Source organism: Streptomyces sp. ISL-43, from assembly GCF_018614195.1.
Lineage (GTDB): Bacteria > Actinomycetota > Actinomycetes > Streptomycetales > Streptomycetaceae > Streptomyces.
On the sequence record NZ_JAGGOT010000048.1, the window covers coordinates 47875 to 65558 of the forward strand.

The 17684-nt window shown below is 72.3% G+C and carries 11 protein-coding genes and 1 pseudogene; 4 read left to right on the forward strand and 8 right to left on the reverse strand.

From position 1 onward, the window contains the following. Window positions 1-135: 135 nt before the first annotated feature. A complete protein-coding gene (locus tag J7F03_RS26485; RefSeq protein WP_214953704.1) occupies window positions 136-1740 on the forward strand; it encodes an arabinogalactan endo-1,4-beta-galactosidase in 1605 nt (534 codons plus the stop codon). Between the two features lie 33 nt (window positions 1741-1773). On the opposite strand, the gene J7F03_RS26490 is transcribed toward J7F03_RS26485, so the two are convergent. The 4 genes from J7F03_RS26490 to J7F03_RS26505 form a co-directional block, all read right to left on the reverse strand. Beyond that, complete coding sequence (locus tag J7F03_RS26490; protein ID WP_214953706.1) at window positions 1774-3840, reverse strand: SpoIIE family protein phosphatase; 2067 nt, start codon at window positions 3838-3840, stop codon at window positions 1774-1776. A gap of 456 nt (window positions 3841-4296) precedes the next feature. Next, the gene (locus J7F03_RS26495) at window positions 4297-6213 is read right to left on the reverse strand and encodes a glycoside hydrolase family 5 protein (RefSeq protein WP_214953708.1); all 1917 of its coding nucleotides are present in this window, start codon (window positions 6211-6213) and stop codon (window positions 4297-4299) included. An 83-nt stretch (window positions 6214-6296) separates the two neighbouring features. Then, window positions 6297-8351, reverse strand: a complete 2055-nt coding sequence (locus J7F03_RS26500) for a beta-galactosidase (RefSeq protein WP_214953710.1) — start codon at window positions 8349-8351, stop codon at window positions 6297-6299. Between the two features lie 176 nt (window positions 8352-8527). After that, complete coding sequence (locus J7F03_RS26505; protein ID WP_214953840.1) at window positions 8528-9511, reverse strand: LacI family DNA-binding transcriptional regulator; 984 nt, start codon at window positions 9509-9511, stop codon at window positions 8528-8530. A 461-nt stretch (window positions 9512-9972) separates the two neighbouring features. Between J7F03_RS26505 and J7F03_RS26510 the strand changes: the two are divergent. Both J7F03_RS26510 and J7F03_RS41375 read left to right on the forward strand, forming a co-directional pair. Continuing rightward, a pseudogene (locus J7F03_RS26510) lies at window positions 9973-10404 on the forward strand (carbohydrate ABC transporter permease); the annotation flags it as partial. 14 nt (window positions 10405-10418) lie between these two features. Next, window positions 10419-11642 (forward strand): glycoside hydrolase family 31 protein, encoded by a 1224-nt coding sequence (locus tag J7F03_RS41375; RefSeq protein ID WP_251072522.1) that lies wholly within the window; start codon window positions 10419-10421, stop codon window positions 11640-11642. A gap of 52 nt (window positions 11643-11694) precedes the next feature. Here J7F03_RS41375 and galK read toward each other — a convergent pair whose 3' ends face one another. Together galK and galT are read right to left on the reverse strand one after the other, a co-directional pair. Then, entirely contained in the window at window positions 11695-12894 is a 1200-nt protein-coding gene (galK, locus tag J7F03_RS26515; protein ID WP_214953712.1) for a galactokinase, read from the reverse strand. Then, a complete protein-coding gene (galT, locus tag J7F03_RS26520; RefSeq protein WP_214953714.1) occupies window positions 12891-13940 on the reverse strand; it encodes a galactose-1-phosphate uridylyltransferase in 1050 nt (349 codons plus the stop codon). Before galT ends, galK begins: the two co-directional genes overlap by 4 nt. 130 nt (window positions 13941-14070) lie before the next feature. On the opposite strand from galT, the gene J7F03_RS26525 reads away from it, so the two are divergent. Beyond that, entirely contained in the window at window positions 14071-14880 is an 810-nt protein-coding gene (locus J7F03_RS26525; protein ID WP_308379974.1) for a DeoR/GlpR family DNA-binding transcription regulator, read from the forward strand. A 15-nt stretch (window positions 14881-14895) separates the two neighbouring features. Here J7F03_RS26525 and J7F03_RS26530 read toward each other — a convergent pair whose 3' ends face one another. Both J7F03_RS26530 and J7F03_RS26535 read right to left on the reverse strand, forming a co-directional pair. Beyond that, window positions 14896-15903 carry a LacI family DNA-binding transcriptional regulator gene (locus J7F03_RS26530; RefSeq protein WP_214953718.1) on the reverse strand — a complete coding sequence of 336 codons (1008 nt, stop codon included), beginning with the start codon at window positions 15901-15903 and terminating at the stop codon, window positions 14896-14898. After that, window positions 15900-17684, reverse strand: coding sequence for a glycoside hydrolase family 36 protein (locus J7F03_RS26535; protein WP_214953720.1), 1785 nt, complete (start codon window positions 17682-17684; stop codon window positions 15900-15902). Before J7F03_RS26535 ends, J7F03_RS26530 begins: the two co-directional genes overlap by 4 nt.

Genomic DNA, 17684 nt, shown 5'->3' on the forward strand with positions numbered 1-17684 from the left:
ACGGCACGGCCGGCACCACCGGCCCGACCCGCACGACCGGCACGACCGGCGCGACCCGCACGACCCGCACCACCGGCACCACCGGCACCACCGGCACCACCCGTCTCATCCGCCGCCGTCGAAGGGACACCGACGATGCACATCGTACGAAGCACGCCCCTGCGGAACCTGCTGAGAGGGACACGGCTGCGAGCAGCCGCCGTCACCGCGCTCGGCGCCCTGCTCCTGACCCCACTGCCCGCCCAACCGGCGCACGCGGCGACCACCCTGGCCAACAGCGGCTTCGAGGCCGACGGCACCGGCACCGCCACCCCGGCCGGCTGGACCACGTACTCGGCGACCGGCCGGACGGCCGCCTCGTTCACCGAGTCCGGCGGCCGCAGCGGCGGATACCGGCTCACCCACTGGTCTTCGTCCGCGTACAAGGTGGAGACCTACCAGTCCCTGTCCGGCCTGAGCGCGGGCAGCTACACGCTGAGTGCCTGGGTGCGCTCCGGCGGCGGCCAGAACTCCGCGTACATCGCCCTGCGCGACTGCGGCTCCGCCGAGCAGCGCACCGATCTGCCGCCCACCTCCGACGGGGCCTGGATACGCCTCGTGACCTCGGTGGAAGTGACCGGTGGCGGCCGGTGCACGATGAGCGTCAACTCGGATGCCAAGGCGGGCAATTGGCTCAACATCGACGATCTGACGTTCACCGCCGGTTCGACCGGGCTCGCAGTCAAGGGGGTCGACGTCTCCTCGCTGAAGAAGGGCGAGGACCTCGGCGGCGTCTACCGCACGAGCGGCGGCGCCGCCGGTGACGCCCTGACGATCCTGAAGTCCGCCGGCGCCAACTACGGCCGGCTCAAGGTGTGGGTGAACCCGGCCGACGGCTACAACGACAAGGCCCGCGTCCTGGCGACGGCCAAGCGGATCAAGGCCCAGGGCATGAAGCTCCTCGTCGACTTCCACTACTCCGACATCTGGGCCGACCCCGGCGCCCAGACCAAGCCCGCCGCCTGGTCCGGCCACTCGTACGCCCAGCTCACGACGGACGTCTACCAGCACACGCACGACGTGCTGAACGCCCTGAAGGCGCAGGGCACCACCGCCGACATGGTTCAGATCGGCAACGAGACCAACACCGGGATGCTCTGGCCCGAAGGGTCGACGGACAACTGGCCGCAGCTCGCGGGGCTGCTGAAGTCGGGCGCGTCGGCCGCCAAGGCGGTCTCCTCCTCCACCCAGGTCGCACTGCACCTCGCGCACGGCGGCGACAACTCCCTCTACCGCTGGTGGTTCGACAACGCCTCGGCGCAGGGCGTGAGTTACGACGTCATCGCGGTGTCCTTCTACGGGTACTGGCACGGCGCGCTGCCCTCGCTGCAGGCCAACCTGGACGACATCTCCGCCCGTTACGGCAAGAAGGTGCTGGTCGTCGAGACCGCCTACCCCTTCCGGCTCGACAGCGAGGACGCCCACGAGAACATCATCGACACCACGGCCGAACTCGTCACCGGCTACCCGGCGAGCGCGGCCGGGCAGGCCGCTTGGCTCCGGGACGTGATGAACGTCGTCGAGGCGGTTGCGGACGGCCGCGGTCTCGGTGTCGTCTACTGGGAGCCGGCTTGGACCGCGGTCACCGGCAACGGCTGGGATCCGGCCGATCCCGGGTCCGGCAACGGATGGGAGAACCAAGCCCTCTTCGACTACGACAGCAAGCTGCTGCCGGCCGCTAACTGGCTCTCCCATCGCTGATCAGCGCGACGGCCCGGCCACGTCGGAGACGGCCTAAACGCCGATGCGGGCGACGAGGAGGGCGACGTCGTCGTCGGCCGCCGCCGGGACGAGATGGGTGATCAGCGAATCACACAGGTGATCGAGCTGGCGATGCGGATCGGCGAGCCGCTGCGTCAGTTCGGCCAGCCGCTCGTCGAGGTCGGTGCCGCGGGCTTCGATCAGACCGTCGGTGTAGAGCACGAGGAGGCTGCCGGGAGGCACCGTGAACTCGGTGGGAGTGAAGGCGACGCCCCCGACGCCCAGGGGGACGCCCGGCGGGGTCTCCACGAGCCGGACGGTGCCGTCGGGGAGCACGAGCGCCGGCGGCGGGTGTCCGGCCCGGGTGACGGTGCAGCGTCCGGAGGCCGGGTCGCAGACGACGTACAGGAAGGTGGCCAGCATCGGTTCGGTGAGATCACCGAGGACGGCTTCCAGCTGGTGCAGCAGCCGTACGGGCGAGAGGTCCAGACGCGCGAGGGCCCGTACGGAGGCGGACAGCCGGCCCATGACCGCGGCCGCGGCGATGCCGTGTCCCATGACGTCGCCGATGAGCAGGGCAGCCTTGCGCCCGGCGAGGGGCAGGACGTCGTACCAGTCGCCGCCGACCTCGTTGACATCGCTCGCGGGGAGGTAGCGGTGGCTGACCTCGAGGCCCGGGGGCGGGGTGATGTGCTGGGGCAGCATGCTGCGCTGGAGGATGACGGCGGTCTCGTGCTCCCGGTGGTAGAGCCGTGCGTTGTCGATGCTGAGCGCGGCGCGGGCGGCGAGTTCACCGGCGAGGGTGACGTCCTCGGATCCGAAGGCTCCTATGGAGCGGGTGCGATAGAAGGTGGCGACGCCGAGCACCCTGTCCCGGGCCACCAGGGGCGCCATGATGAACGAGTGCACACCCACCGCGAGCAGTTGCGCGGGTTTGGCCGAGTGCCGGGCGGCGGGGGCGATGGTCTGCTCGTCGAGCCGGGTGACCAGGAAGCTCTGCCGGGCCGAGAGGGCCTGGGTGTAGGGGGCGGTCGCGGGGAAGACGAGGGTCCTGCCGAGGGGGGCGAGGATGTCGGTCACCTTGGATCCGGACAGCGGAGCCTTGCCGAGGCGCCGCAGGGCGACCCCGCCGGTCAGCCCCATGCCGGGCTCGTCCCCGCGCGCCAGCACGTCCAGTACGTCCACGGTGACGGCGTCGGCGAGCCGCGGCACGGCGAGATCGGCGAGTTCCTGCGCGGTGCGCTCCAGGTCCAGGCTGGAGCCGACGCGCATGCTGGCCTCGCTGAGCATGGCGAGCCTGCGCCGTCCCGCCTCGGCTTCCACGTGGTCGCGCTGCTGCTCGGTGATGTCGACGAGCGAGGCGATGACACCTATCGCCATGCCGGCGGGATCCTCCACCCGGACGTAGGAGCAGGACCACACCCGGTCGTGGTCCGGTTCGGCCGGCGTCCGTCCGACACGGCGACGGTCCAGGAGCGGCCGCCCGGTCTCCAGGACCTCCAGCATCGCCTCCTCCATCTCGCGGGCGTTCACCTCCGGGAGGATCTCGGCCAGCCGGCGTCCGACGTGCGCCGACTCCGGCAGGCCGTTCATGGCCTCGAGCGCGGCGTTGACCTGCAGGAACCGCAGCTGCGTGTCGAGGATGGCGATGCCGACCGGGGAGCGGGCGAACAGGCCGTCCCACACCGCCGACGACCCCCGGATGCGCCGTGCCGCGTGGGCGTCGGCGACGAAGACCAGCACCGATGCCGCGCCGTGCAGCCGGTCGGACACCGGAGAGGCCCAGATCTCCACCTCCAGCGGATGCCCGTCGCGGTGCCAGGCCGTCACCGTGCCCATCACGCCCCGCCCGGCGGCCGCCGCCTCCCACAGGGAGCGGCCCAGACTGCGATCGGCTCCCGGATGGACGAGGTCCGCGATGTTGCGGCCCACAATCTGCGGCGGGGCGTAACCCAGCAGTTCCTGCGCGACCTGGTTCCAGCGCACGATCGTCCCGTCGGCGCTGGTGGCCACCAGCGCGACCGGCAGCGCGCCCAGCCACCCGCCGGCGGCCTGCGCGGCGCCGCTGATCAGCTCGTCGACCGGGATGTGCTCATTCATCTGGCACCTGTGCCCAACGCCGCGGCGGCCTCGCCCTGCGTTCCGCGGGCGCCGTCACGCTCCGAGTCGCTCAGGCGGGACCGCCCGGGAACCACGTTCCACGGAACCATCGTCTGCCGCTCGGCGTGACACCGCCTCCCGACCGGCTTCCCGAGGCCTCCGGGGGCTTCCCGCGGCCTCCCGCGCACGGGTTCTTCCGGATGCGCGTCGTGGCCTGTGATCCAGCGGGAGAGCCACATCTCCTCGGGCCGCCCGGGCCTCTCCACCTGCCCCTGCGTGTCCACCGCCGCGTCGGCCCCGCCGCGCGGAGCCGTGTGGGTCCTCCTGGTGCCCCGGCGCCGCGTTCTACGCCCGTAGAACGGCACTCTGGGCCGGCCCCCCTCTCCCCGCGGACGCGGGGAGAGGGGGGCCGGCCATGGCGTTCAGCGTCGGGCGCCGGGCGCCGGGCGCCGGGCGTCACAGCTTGCGGCAGAGCAGGGCGTCCGGCGTCTTGCCCTTGGACCACGCTCCGGTGAAGGCGAGACCCGCGGCGTACTCGTCCGTCGCGCACTGCCCCTTGAAGTTGCCGTACGCGAACTCTCCGCCCGGGCCCCCGGCCGGCCGGTTGTCGCCCCGGTCGAACCAGACGGTACGGCCGGCGGTCCCGAGCGTCCTGCCGGCCTGGGCGCACAGGACCGCGGAGACCGCCTGGCCCCGCACGCTGTAGCCGGTCATGAACTGGTCGGGCCCGCACTGGTACTTGGTGTAGCCGCCCGCCCAGTCGCCTTGCTGTACGTGGCGCTCGTCGCTCACCGCGGTCGGCGCCGGGCCGGTGGCCGCCAGGCCGGCGGCCCCTGCGTCGGTGCACAGCCCGCGCCCGTCACGGTGCGCCAGGCCGACGAGCCGCTGTCCGTCGGGGCACACCCCCTTGCGGGCGCCGGAGTCCCAGTCCCCGAGCGTCCGTACGCGCGCCGACTGGACCGCGTCGGCGTGGTCGAGGTTGAGCATGTCCCAGGTGTCGGTGGCCGCGACCAGGCCGGTCTTCTGCGGCGCGGTGACGAGCCGGTTCCAGTTCGCGGCGCGCCAGTCACCGCCGTCCAGGATGCCGGAACGACGGCCCGTCGCATCGAAGTCGAGGATCGACCAGCTGCCGTGACCGGCCCAACCGACCAGCGGCCAGTAGGCGAAATCGGTGTCATTGGCGACCAGGTAGTCCACGAAGTTGCCGAACCAGGCGCGTGCCTGCGGGTTGGTCTCGTCACTGCCGATCCCGAACTCGCTGATCCACAAGGGCGCGGTGAAGTGGCGGCCGGTCTCGGCCGTGACGTAGAACGCCTGGCGCTGCAGGGTCGCGAACAGGTCTTCGCGGGAGAGCTCCTGGTAACGGAGGTCGTGGGTCTCTCCCATGCCGGTCGCACCGGTGTGGTTCGGACCGGTGTAGCCGTAGAAGTGTGCCGCGTAGACCAGCTTGTTCGAGGCGACGAGGGTGTGCGAGAGGGTGCGTACCGGTTCGAGCGTGGGACGCCCGTGGGGCAGCCCGTCCGCGGGTATGCCTTGCCAGTTGATGCCTTCGACGACGACCAGCAGGTCGGGGCTGACCTCGGTGAGGAGGCGGTCGCCGAGGCGCTGGGAGGCGGCCCACCAGTCGTGGTCGTTGCCCCAGTTCCAGTTGGCGTCGTCGGTGATGGTGCGGCGGACCTCGTTGTAGAGGTCGGCGCCGACGACACGCTTGTTGTCCTTGTAGCGGCGGGCGAGGCCGATCCAGTCGTTCTCCCACTGCGCGGTGGACTGGCTGGTGTTCCACCGTTCGTTGCCGTCGAGGCCGCAGCAGAAGCGTGAGATGTTCGTGTGGTTGTTGAGGATCACCGCGAAGCCCTCGGCCGTGGTGGCGGCGATGACGGCGTCGAAGACCTGGAGGGGCGTCTTGCCCCGCAGTTCCGGGTTGGCTGCGACCGAGGCGTCGGACACCGGGCGCTGGTCGTGCAGCATCTCGTTCGAGAACGGAAGCCGGATGCTGTTGATGCCGAGGTCGTGGAATCCGGCGAGGATCCGCGGGATGGGCGCGCGGTCCAGGCCGAGCGGCATCTGGTCGGCCTTCTCGCCGTCGTGGTGGGCGCCCGGGTCGTTGATGTCACCCGAACCGCTCCAAGACCCCTGGGCCCCGTGCCAGTTCGCGGATTTGAGCTTGAAGCGGTTGGCTTCGGCGTCGACGATGTAGCGGCCCCGGGTGCTGAGGGGCGGGCGCCAGGAGTCGGACAGGACGTCCGGCGTGCCGGCCGTCACCGCGGTCGAGGTCGTCGCGGACGCGGTCGTGGACGCGAGGGCCGTGGAGGCGCCGAGCGTTCCGAGCAGGAGCGCCGCGGCGAGTACCGCCGGTAGTAGGGGTCTTCTCACTGTGTCCTCCGAGGGGCCTGTGGGTGGACGTGCGTGGTGGGACGCTGTTCGGTGGTGCGGAGGTGCGTGGTGCGGTGGTGCGGTCAATTGCCGTCGCTGCCGAGGACGGCGACTCCTCGCGGGTCGAGGGTCACGCGGCGGACGAGGGGCCTCTTGCCGTCGAGGAGGTCCCGGCGGTCGGCCGGCAGCGCCACCTCGTGGGTGTCCTCGGTGTGGTTGAGCAGGATGAGGACGTCGTGATCCGCGCCGCGGCGGATCGTCGCCTGGATGCCGGGTCGCAGGCCGGGCAGCACCGGGGCGACTCCCGCGTCGTCGAGCGCGCGGTCGACGATGGCGCGCATCGTCGCGGGATGGGGGCGGGTCGCGACGTAGCGTGCGGTCCCCCTGCCGTGGGTGTGGACCGTGGCCGCCGGGCGGTCGTCGTCCCAGTCGGGTCCGGCGAAGAGCAGTTCGGGGCGGGCGCCGGTGAGCTTGACGTCCTCGCGCCACAGCGACGCCGGCGCGGGAGCGGGGGCGTCTGCTTCCGGGGCGCGCAGCGCGACCGCCTCGCCCTCGGCGGCCGGCCAGAACTCCTCGACCCTTACGCCCAGTACGTCGCCCAGCGCGGCGGGATAGCCGCCCGTGTGCACGCGGTCGTGCTCGTCGACGATCCCGGTGAAGAACGAGGCGAGGAGCGACCCCCCGTCCGCCACGAACGCGCCGATCCGCGCGCAGTCCTCGGCCGACAGCAGGTAATGGCTCGGCAGTACGAGCACCTTGTACCGGGAGAGGTCCGCCGAGGGATGGACGACATCGATGCCCACGCCCGCCTCGAACAGGGGCGCGTAGTGGTCGAGGACCCGGTCGAGGCAGCGCACGCCCTCCGAGGGATGCGAATCGAGCTCCAGAGCCCACCAGTTGGGCCAGTCGAACACGACCGCGACCTCGTTGCGGATGCGCGTGCCGGCCAACTCGGGTACCAGGGCCAGTTCCCGGCCCAGCTCGCGCACCTCGGCGTACACCCGGGTTGCGACTCCGGCGTGCGGGACCATGCCGGAGTGGAACTTCTCCGCGCCTCCGCGGGACTGGCGCCACTGGAAGTACATGACGGCGTCCGCGCCCTGCGCGACGGCCTGCCAGCTCCACAAGCGCATCCTGCCGGGCCTCTTGCCCCCGTTGCGGCCGCGCCAGTTGACGGCGGACGGGGCTTGCTCGGTCAGCAGCCAGGGCTTGCCCCCGGCCGCACCGCGCAGGAGGTCGTACGACAGTGCCGCGCCGATGTGCGCCGACCCCCAGTGCGGGTCCGGGTAACTGTCGAGGGCGAGTACGTCCATCTCGGACGCCCAGGAATGGACGTCGACCGCCTTGTGCCCGGCGAGGAAGTTCGTGGTCACCGGGGTGTCGGGGGTGATGCGGCGCAGCACGTCGCGTTCGAGGGTGAAGCAGGTGCGCAGCGCGTCGCTGCTGAACCGCTTGAAGTCGAGCTGTTGGGAGGGGTTGGGGTAGGTGGGTGCGGTGCGCGGGGGCAGGACCTGGTCGAAGGAGGTGTAGCGCTGCGACCAGAAGTCGGTGGACCAGGCGTCGTTGAGCGCGGCGACATCGCCGTACCGGGCCGCCAGCCACTGCCGGAAGTCGGCGGCGGAGGTGTCGCAGAAGCATTCGGCGACGTGGATCCCGTACTCGTTGCTGACGTGCCACAGGCCCAGGGCGGGGTGATCGCGGTAGTGCGTGGCGACGGCTTCGACGAGGCGGACGGCCCGGTCGCGGAAGACCGGGCTGGAGGGGCAGAAGTGCTGGCGGCCTCCTGGGGACAGGATGCCCCCGGAGGCGGTGACCGGCAGGATCTCGGGGTGCTCGACGGCGAGCCACGGGGGCGGTGACGCGGTCATGGTGGCCAGATCGGCGGTGATGCCGTGGGCGGCCAGGTCGTCCATGACGGTGTCGAAGAAGCCGAAGTCGTAGGTGTCGCGGGAGGGTTCGACGCGGGCCCAGGCGAAGATGGCGAGGTTGACGAGGTTGACGCCCGCCTCGTTCATCAGGCGCAGGTCTTCGGCGCGGGTGGCCTCGTCCCACTGCTCGGGGTTGTAGTCGCCGCCGAATCCCAGGCCGCCCAGTCGCGTGCCGAGGTTTCGGGCACGATCTCGTGCCGGAGAGTTCATCTTTCTTGCCCCTTCAGGTACTTCGGGAGGTGTCGCGTCTCGTGTGCGGCGCACCGCCGGCCGTGTTCGCGCTGACATCTCCGGCCGCGGGCGGGCCCGGCGGCCTGCCGGCCCGAGGCTCGGGCCGAGGCCGAAGCCGGGGACCGGGCCTCGGCCTCGGCCAGGAGCAGTCGGGCTCAGAGCCGCGGCGGCGCCGTGCTGTCACGCCGGACGAGAGTCGGCTCGACCGAGACGATGGACGTGTCGGCCGACGGGGCGCCTTCGATCTGGCTCAGCAGCCGGTCCACGCAGGCCGCACCGACGCGTGAGAGGTCCTGGTCCACGGTGGTCAGGGGCGGGAGGAAGTAGCCGGATTCGGCGATGTTGTCGAAGCCGACCACGCTCACGTCCTCCGGCACCGAGCGCCCCGCGTCGCGCAGCGCCCGGACCAGCCCGAGCGCCATCTGGTCGTTGGCGGCGAACACCGCGGTGACCTCCGGCCGGCCGGCGAGCTCCCGGCCGGCCCGGTAGCCGCTCTCGGCGCTCCAGTCGCCGTGGACGGCCGACGGGACCGGCGCCCCGGCCGCCTGGAGCACGCGCTGCCACGCCTCGGCGCGGCGGCGCGCGGGGTGGGAGTCCTGCGGGCCGGCCAGGTGCCACACGGTGGGGTGGCCGAGCTCCAGCAGGTGCCGTACGGCGATCTCCGCACCGGCCGCGTGGTCGGTGTGGACGCCGGGATAGCGGTGGTCGTCGCCGCCGTCGACGACCACGACCGGAAGCCCCAGGGGGAGCATCAGTGAACCGGTAAGGATCTGCGCCTCGTTGACGATGACCCCGTCGACCGCGTGACCGCTCAGCCTGCGGAAGGCTTCCAGCACCGCCTCCTGGGTCTGCGCCTGCGGAACGACGACGTTGACCGAGTACTCGGTGGACTGCACCGCGGAGACGATCGACTCCAGGGTGCGCGCGTTTCCGTGCGCCTCGAGGTCGAAGCTGATGACGCCGATCATCCGGAACTTTCCGGTGGCCAGCGCCCGGGCCGCGGTGTTGGGCCGGTACCCGAGCATGCGTACGGCCCGTACGACCCTGTCGCGGGTCGCCTCGTCGACGCGGGCGGTCGCGTTGACCACGCGGGACACGGTCTGCGCCGAGACCCCCGCCATCGCCGCGACGTCCGCCATCGACGCGGGCCTGGGACGATCCGCGGCCGCGGTGCGGGGCTTGCGTGGCCGCTGCCCGTCCTTCGCCATTGGTGCAGCTCCTCTCGCACGGTGATGCCCGGGCATCTGCCTGACCGTCATCATGTTTGCGCGAACATGCCGCGTTGGTCAACAGGTGGCCGCGCTCCTCCGGAGGGACCGTCGGCTCGGGTGTCCCTGTCGCACACCCATCAGAACCCTTGGAATTCCCGGGAACTGACGAGGCGACAGGTACATCGGTCAAAACCCTTGACGCCCACTCAGGGCGGTCGACAAACTTCCGAACCGCGCCACGATGTTGGCGCTAACATGCATCGGAGGTCTTACCCGTGAGAGTCGGCCAAGCCCCGGTCGGCGATGGAGACGTCGCCGACCGCCACCGCCGGGGACTGCGGTGAAACGCGGCGCTGTTCGGCGCAACCTCACCGCCCACGCCTGCCTTCTTCCTGCCGTTCCTCTGCGTCTTCGTCGTCATCGCCCCGCTGGTGTACTCGGTCAACTTGTACGGCGACCGCTTCGGCCTGGCCGGCGAGATCGGCGACCTCCTGCACACGGAGCTGCCCGACCTGCTCTCCGACGGCTGGATGCTCGCGTCGATCGGCAACATCGTCACGTGGTCGTATGTCGGCTACAACATGCTGATCTTCTACGCAGCCCTGCGGTCCATCCCCGAGGAGCTGTACGAGGCTGCCGAGGTCGACGGCGCCGGAGCCTTCCGCAAGGCGTTCAGCATCAAACTGCCGGCCCTGCGCCCGGCCCTGCTGATGGCCACGACGTTCTCGGTGATCGGCAGCTTCCAGCTCTTCAACGAGCCGAGCGTCCTGCAGTCGCTGGCGCCCGCCGCCATCACCACGAACTACACGCCCAACATGTACCGCCGTCCGGCACGATGCCGGACCCGCTGCTCTTCGGCGCACCGCAGTACAACCTGTGGATCGAGACGGTGTTCGAGCCGACGCAGGCCAAGGTGCTGGCGTACGCGGAGCGGCTGTTGGCGGAGGGCTTCCCGCCCGGCGTGCTGATGATCGACGACCGGTGGAGCAACGACTACGGGGACTGGACCTTCCATCCCGGCCGCTTCCCGGACCCGGCGGGCATGGTCGCCCGGCTCCACCGGCTCGGCTTCAAGGTGATGCTGTGGCTCGTGCCCTATGTGACCCCCGACTCCCCCACCGCGCGGCAGTTGGGCGACGAGGGCCTGCTGGTGCGCGACACCGGTCCCGGCGCGGACGGGCGGGCCAAGGTCGCCTCGTGGTGGAACGGCTGGAGCGCCGGACTCGATCTGCTCGACCCGCGGGCGCGGGCATGGCTCACCGGCCGGCTGGAAGCCCTGCGGGACGACATCGGCATCGACGGGTTCAAGTTCGACGGGGGCGACGCGCCCTGGTGGCGCGCGCTCGGGTGCGTGGACCCGGAGGCTTACACCCACGCGTGGAACCGCTTCGGCGTCGACTGGCCGCTCAACGAGTTCCGCGACGCGTGGAGGGCGGCGGGCCTGCCGCTCGCCCAGCGCCAGCAGGACAAGTACCACCTGTGGGAAGGGCGCTTCGGCCTCGACAGCCTGATCCCGAACGCCCTGGCGCAGGCACTGACCGGGCACGCCTTCACCTGCCCCGACATGATCGGCGGCGGCGAGTTCCGCTTCGTCCCGGGCGAGGGCGGCGAGGGCTTCGACGAGGAGCTCTTCGTCCGCTACGCCCAGATCGCCGCGCTGTTCCCCATGATGCAGTTCTCCATGGCGCCGTGGCGCGTGCTCTCCCCCGGCAACCTCGCCGTCGTCCGCGCGGCCGCCCACCTGCACACCGAGCTCGCCCCGGAGATCCTCGCTCTCGCCGAGCACGCCGCGGCCACGGGCGAACCGATCCAACGCCCCCTCGAATGGGCCTTCCCCCACCGGGGCTACGCCGCGGTCACCGACCAGTTCATGCTGGGCGACACCCTGATGGTGGCCCCGGTGGTGGCCAAGGGCTCGGACGGGCGCGAGGTCCTCGTCCCGCCGGGCACGTGGCTGGCCGACGACGGCCAAACGTACGAGGGCCCGGCGACGGTACGGATCGACGCGCCACTGGCCCGCCTGCCGTATCTCCGCAGCATCGCCGCGCCGAAGGGCTGAGGCGCTGCCGGCGAGGGCCCCGCGTCCCCGTGCCGGCGGCCCCGGGCCCCCGCTACGGCGTCCCGGGCGCCGGCCTGATCCTGCGGGCGCCCGCGGCGGGGGCGGCCTCGAGGATGCGCGGGGGGCGGTGGCCGGCGGCCGCGAAGGCAGCGGTGACGGACCCGCCGACCGCGCTCTCCCGCCCGGCTTCCACCAGCACGATGACGGAGCCGCCGAAGCCGCCTCCGGTCATCCGGGCGCCGAGTGCCCCGGCGCCCAGCGCCGCGGTCACGACGAGGTCGGTCTCCGGGCACGAGACGCGGTAGTCGTCGCGCAGCGACGCGTGGCCGGCGGTGAGGATCGGGCCGAGTGCCGCGGCGTTCCCCTCCCGGAGCCGGGTGACGGCTTCGGTGACCCGCACGTTCTCGGTCACCACGTGGCGGACCAGTGGTGCGAGTTCCGGCGGCAAGGCTCGCAGGGCCTGCGGGAGTTCATCGGCGGACAGGTCTCGCAGGGCGGGCAGGCCGAGCAGGGCTGCGGCGCGTTCACAGCCCGCGCGCAGGGCGGCGTACGCCCCGTCGCCGAGGTCGTGGGTGACCCGGGTGTCGATCACCAGCAGCCGCAGCCCCTGGCCCCGCAGGTCGAAGGGGACCTGCCGGTGGCTCTCCGGGGTACGGGCGTCGAGGTGGAGGGCGGCCTCGGCGGTACAGCAGACCGAGGCCATCTGGTCCATGATCCCGCAGGGGATGCCGGCGAAGCCGTTCTCCGCGCGCTGCGCGATCCGGGCCAACTCGGGTCCGGTCAGGCCCAGTTCGTACAGCCCGTCGTACGCGACGGCGACCGCGCACTCCAGGGCCGCGGAGGAGGAGAGGCCGGCGCCGGTCGGCACCGTGCTGTCGAAGTGGAGGTCCGCGCCCCCGACCGCGTGTCCCGCCTCGGCCAGTGCCCAGACCACACCGGCCGGGTAGGCCGTCCAGCCCGTCACGACTCCGGGGGCCAGGCCGGCGACCACCAGGTCCGTGATCCGGCCGTCGCCCTGCGCGCTGTGCAGCCGCAGCCGCCCGTCCGTGCGGCCGCGGGCGGCGAGCAGGGTGGTCTGCGGGAGGGCGATCGGAAGGGCGAACCCGTCGTTGTAGTCGGTGTGTTCGCCGATCAGGTTGACCCGGCCCGGCGCAGCCCAGACCCCGTCCGGGGCACCGCCGAAGAGCCGCCGGAAATCGTCCGCGACCCCCTCGGCCCGGCTGTCGTCGTCCCACTGAGCGGTCCGGTTCACGACAGGGCCTCCCGAAGTCGTCGCGCGGCCGCCTCGGGAGCCACGTCGTTGATGAACGCCTCCGTCCCGGACTCCGTCCCGGCGAGGAACTTGAGCTTGTCGGGAGACCGTCGGACGGTGAACAGCTCCAGGTGCAGGGCCAGCTCGGCGCCCTGGGTGCGGGGTGCCTGGTGCCAGGCGGAGATGTACGGGGTGGGGGCCGGCGCCCGCGACTGCCCGGGTACGGGGAACAGCCGGTCGAACCGGCGCAGCAGGTCCAGGTAGATGCCGGGGAACTCGGCCCGCTCGGCGTCGGTGAGGCAGGTCAGGTCGGGGACCCGGCGGTGCGGGTAGAGGTGCACCTCGTACGGCCAGCGGGCGGCGTAGGGCACGAAGGCGGTCCAGTGCTCCCCGGCGGTCACCACCCGCTCGGTGGCGGCGCGGGCGCCCGACAGCAGGTCCTCGAAGAGGTTGCGTCCGGTGGCGGCACGGTGGGCGGCCGCGGCGGCCGTCATCTTGGCGGTGCGCGGCGTGACGAAGGGGAAGGCGTAGATCTGGCCGTGCGGGTGGGCGAGCGTCACTCCGATCTCGGCCCCGCGGTTCTCGAAGCAGTACACCTGCTCGACGTCCGGGAGGGCGGAGAGCTCCGCGGTGCGGTCGGTCCACGCGTCCAGGACCAGGCGGGCGGCGGCCGGGGTGAGGTCGGCGAATCCGGCCTCGTGCTCCGGGGTGAAGCACACGACCTCGCAGCGTCCGGCCTCGCCCGCGAGGGAGGGGAAGCGGTTCTCGAAGACGGCCACCTCGTAGTCGGCGGCGGGGATCTCGCCGAGCCGGCCGTCCCTGGAGGGGCAGAGGGGGCACTCGCCGGCGGGCGGGTGGTAGGTGCGGGCCTGGCGGTGGGAGGCGATGGTGATCCAGTCGCCGGTCGCCTCGTCGCGCCGCAGCTCCGGGCGACTGCTCACCCGGTCCAGCGGGCGCAGGTCGGGCGCGTCGCGTACGGCGGTCTCGTCATTGTCGAAGTAGATCAGTTCGCGGCCGTCCGCGAGTTTCGAGAGGGTCTTCTTCACCCGCCAAGACTAAACAGATTTCAAAACAAATCAACAGTCTGTCGGCCTTGATTCCTCCAGAATCAAACAGCACATGCATGCTATGTTGTTGCTTCCTGACCGGATTCCCCTGATACCCGGGAGTGACCTCGTGGCCGAGCAGGCTGCGCAGCTGGCCCATCAGCGACGCGCGTTCATCCTCGAAGCGGTCCGGCGCGACGGCTCGGTACGGGTGGCGGACCTGGTCGGGCAGCTCGGCGTCTCGGACATGACGGTCCGCCGGGACCTGGACACCCTCGCCCGGAGCGGCGCCGTGGAGAAGGTGCACGGCGGGGCCGTGGCCACCGCCGTGACCAGCGGGCACGAGCCCGGCTTCGACGCCAAGTCCGATCTGGAGGGGGCCGCGAAGGCCGCCATCGCGGCGACGGCCGCGGCCCTGGTGGAGCCGGGCAGCGTGGTCGCGGTCTCGGGCGGAACCACCGCGCACGCCGTCGCCGCCCGGCTGCTCGGCGTCCCGCGGCTCACGATCGTCACCAACTCCCTTCCGGTGGCCGACCTGGTACGGGCCGCCGGCCGCGACGTCGGGGCCGCGGCCCCCACCCTGCTGCTCACCGGTGGCTGCCCCACCCCCTCGGCCGCGCTGGTCGGCCCGCTCGCCGACCTGGTGATCGGCTCCCTCCACGTGGACCTGCTCGTCCTCGGGGCGCACGGGGTGACGGAGGAGGCCGGGCTGACCACCCCCAACCTCACGGAGGCCCAGACCAACCGGGCGCTGGTCGCCTCGGCACGGCGGATCGCCGTCGTGGCCGACCACAGCAAGTGGGGGGTGGTCGGGCTCAGCGGTTTCGCGGCGCTGCAGCAGGCCGACTGGTTCGTGACCGACGCGGGCATGCCCGCCGCGGCCCGCACCGTCCTCGCGGAGGCGGTGGGTGAACTCCTCGTCGCGGGCGAGGAGCACTGAGGGCCGCGGCCCGGATCAGGCTCCGGGCTCCTCGGGAGCCGGTCCGGTGGTGGCCCGGATGACCAGTTCGGGATCGAACAGCAGCTCTCCCGTCGGTACGTCCCGGTTGCTTACGAGTGCCAGCACGCTGCGGCCCACCTCCAGCGCCAGCCGGTCGGCCGGCTGGCGCACCGTGGTCAGGGGCGGATCGGTGAACTCGGTGATGGCCGAACCGTCGTAGCCCACGACCGACACGTCGCCGGGCACCGAGCGCCCCTGGCGGCGGACGCCCCGGATCGCGCCGAGGGCCATGTAGTCGCTCGCCGCGACGATCGCGGTGGCGCCCAGCGCCAGCAGCGGGCCGACGGCGGCCTGGCCGCCCTCCACCGTGTAGGACTGCCGCACGACCCAGCGCTCCGGGTCCTCGATGCCCCGTTTGGCCATGGCCTCCAGGAAGCCCCGCACCCGGCGGTCGGCGGGCTGGTTGCCCGCCGGCCCCGAGGCCATCCCGATCCTGCGGTGGCCCAGCCGATGGAGGTGGTCGACGGCCAGTTCGGCGGCGAGCGCGTCGTCCGTGGAGAAGACCGGCGTGGGCACCCCGTCCGCGAACTCGCCGTTGATCCCGACGTAGGGGACCCGGCGCTGGCGCAGCAGTTCGTACGTCTCGGTGTCGGCCCCCTCGACGGTGTTGGACGCCGAGAGGAAGACGACGGCCGCGACACCCTTGTCGACGAGCGCGGAGATGAAGTCCCGCTCCTGCACTCCGCCCGGGAAGGCGGGGCACAGGACGGTCTTCAGTCCGTGCGGGGCGAGTGCCGACTCGATGCGCTCGGCCACATCCGCGAAGAACGGGTTGGACACGAACTCGGTGATCACAGCGACCAGTTGACCCTGCGTCTGCCGCTCGTAGCCGAGCTCCGCCATGGCCTGTTCGACCGCGTCCCGGGTCTTCTTCGACACCCCCTGGCGTCGGTTGATCACCCGGCTGACGGTCGCCTCGCTGACCTGGGCGCGAGCTGCGACCTCGGTGATCCCGACCTTCATCGCGGTCCTTCCGTGATCGTGAGCGATACCAGACCGCCGCGCGGCACCGCCAGCGAGCGTGCTCCCTCCGGCAGATACGTCGGCGGACCGTCCATGATACGGCCGTCCGGCCCGTGAACCGCGCCCATGACGCGGCCCCCGCCGCCCCGCACCTCCACCATCACCCGGTCCCGGTCCGAGCCGTTGACCAGATGGAAGTGCCGGTACGCGGAGAAGTCCAGCGGGACGACCCGGTCACCGTGCACGCTGATCAGGCAGTGGTCCCCCGCGCTCGCCCGGACCAGCGGGTACAGCTCGTCGGGCCGGCCCGGTTCCACCTCCCCGTCGAGCAGCAGCTCCCGGCGCAGGCGCCACTGCCGCAGCCAGAAGCCGATGCTCTCCCGGTGCGCCTGCGGTACGCGGTCCAGCCGTACGGAGATCTGCGGCACCGCGTGCAGGGCGCCGATCAGCTGCCGGGCCACCGCCGCCACGGGCGCGTCCGGCGCCCACAGGAGCATGTCGGAGTGGACGGCGCCGCCGACGGCGAGCAGTGCGGTGTCCAGGGTGCGGACCCGGTTGGCGGTCGCGTCCGCCGGGCAGTCGAAGGAGCGCAGCATGTTGCCGAAGGGGGCCATGCCGGGTCCCGTATAGGGCTGGCGCAGTTCCAGCAGCAGGCCCGGGCGTACGGCTTCCAGGGACTCCCGCAGTTCCGTCAGCAAGGCCACCATGGCCGCTCCGACATCGCCCGCGCCGTCCTGCGCGTACACCATGGCCTGGTCGAGGAAGTCGAGCTTCAGTCCGTCGAGACCGTACGCCCGGACCAGCCGGACACAGACGTCGACGACGTGGGCGCGCACCTCGGGGCGGCGCGGGTCGAGCACGTGCGCGCCGGGCACGGTGGAGGGGGCGGGGGCGCAGTGCGCCCACCGTTCGTGGCAGTCGGCCCCGGGGCCGAGCAGCAGGGGCGCCACCCAGGCCAGGTAGCTCAGCCCGTGGGCCCGGACCCGGGCCACGTGCCCGGCGAAGTCCGGGAACTTGGCCCGGTCGGGCCGCCAGTCACCGCAGCCGGCGTAGCCGCGGCCGTGGCCCAGCTCCTGCCAGCCGTCGTCGAGGATCAGGGCGCCACAGCCGAGGCCCGCGGCCAGTTCGGCCTGGGTCTCGACGGCGGCCGCGCTGACGTCCTGGTTGAAGGCGTACCAGGTGGAGTAGACGGGGGTGCGGGCCCCCTCGGGCACCGGCATGGGGACGATCGCGGCGCGGAACCAGGCGCGCAGTGCCCGCGTGGCCACGGCCACGGACGGCGAGCGGGGGACGAGCAGGATCCGGTGGGGATGCCGCGAGGCGGGCAGGCGGAGGTGGACGACGTGGGTGTCGTTCTCCTCGGACACGCCGAAGCGCAGGGTCGCCTCCGGGATCGGGTCGGCCGCGGCGAAGGTCAGCAGAGTGGCGCCGGTGTGGTCGTACAGGCAGCCGGCGGCGTGTCCGTCGACCAGCGAGACCCGGGAGCGGCCCTCCCAGTCCGCGAGGAGGGTGCGCTGCCAGGCGCCCTTGGGGTGCCAGTATCCGGCGGCGTCGCCGAGGGGCACGGAGAAGCGGATCTCGACGGGGGCGCCGTCGGCCCGTACTTCCAGCACGCGCAGTCCGCCGGTGAGTTCGCCGAGCGTCCAGGCGGGCTGGACGCCGAGGGCATGGGCGAGGACGGCGATCGAGACCCCGTCGAGCAGCGGCTCGTCGCGGGCGGGCGCCAGCCCCGCGGTGGTCACGGCCTCGGTGTCGCCCGCCGAGGCGGTGGTGGTCTGCAC

Excerpts from the sequence above, each read along its gene's own strand:
- J7F03_RS26505 (WP_214953840.1), bottom strand. The coding sequence starts at position 9,511 with ATGGCGGACGTCGCGGCGATGGCGGGGGTCTCGGCGCAGACCGTGTCC.
- J7F03_RS41375 (WP_251072522.1), top strand. The coding sequence starts at position 10,419 with ATGCCGGACCCGCTGCTCTTCGGCGCACCGCAGTACAACCTGTGGATC.
- J7F03_RS26500 (WP_214953710.1), bottom strand. The coding sequence starts at position 8,351 with ATGAACTCTCCGGCACGAGATCGTGCCCGAAACCTCGGCACGCGACTG.
- J7F03_RS26485 (WP_214953704.1), top strand. The coding sequence starts at position 136 with ATGCACATCGTACGAAGCACGCCCCTGCGGAACCTGCTGAGAGGGACA.
- J7F03_RS26490 (WP_214953706.1), bottom strand. The coding sequence starts at position 3,840 with ATGAATGAGCACATCCCGGTCGACGAGCTGATCAGCGGCGCCGCGCAG.
- J7F03_RS26530 (WP_214953718.1), bottom strand. The coding sequence starts at position 15,903 with ATGAAGGTCGGGATCACCGAGGTCGCAGCTCGCGCCCAGGTCAGCGAG.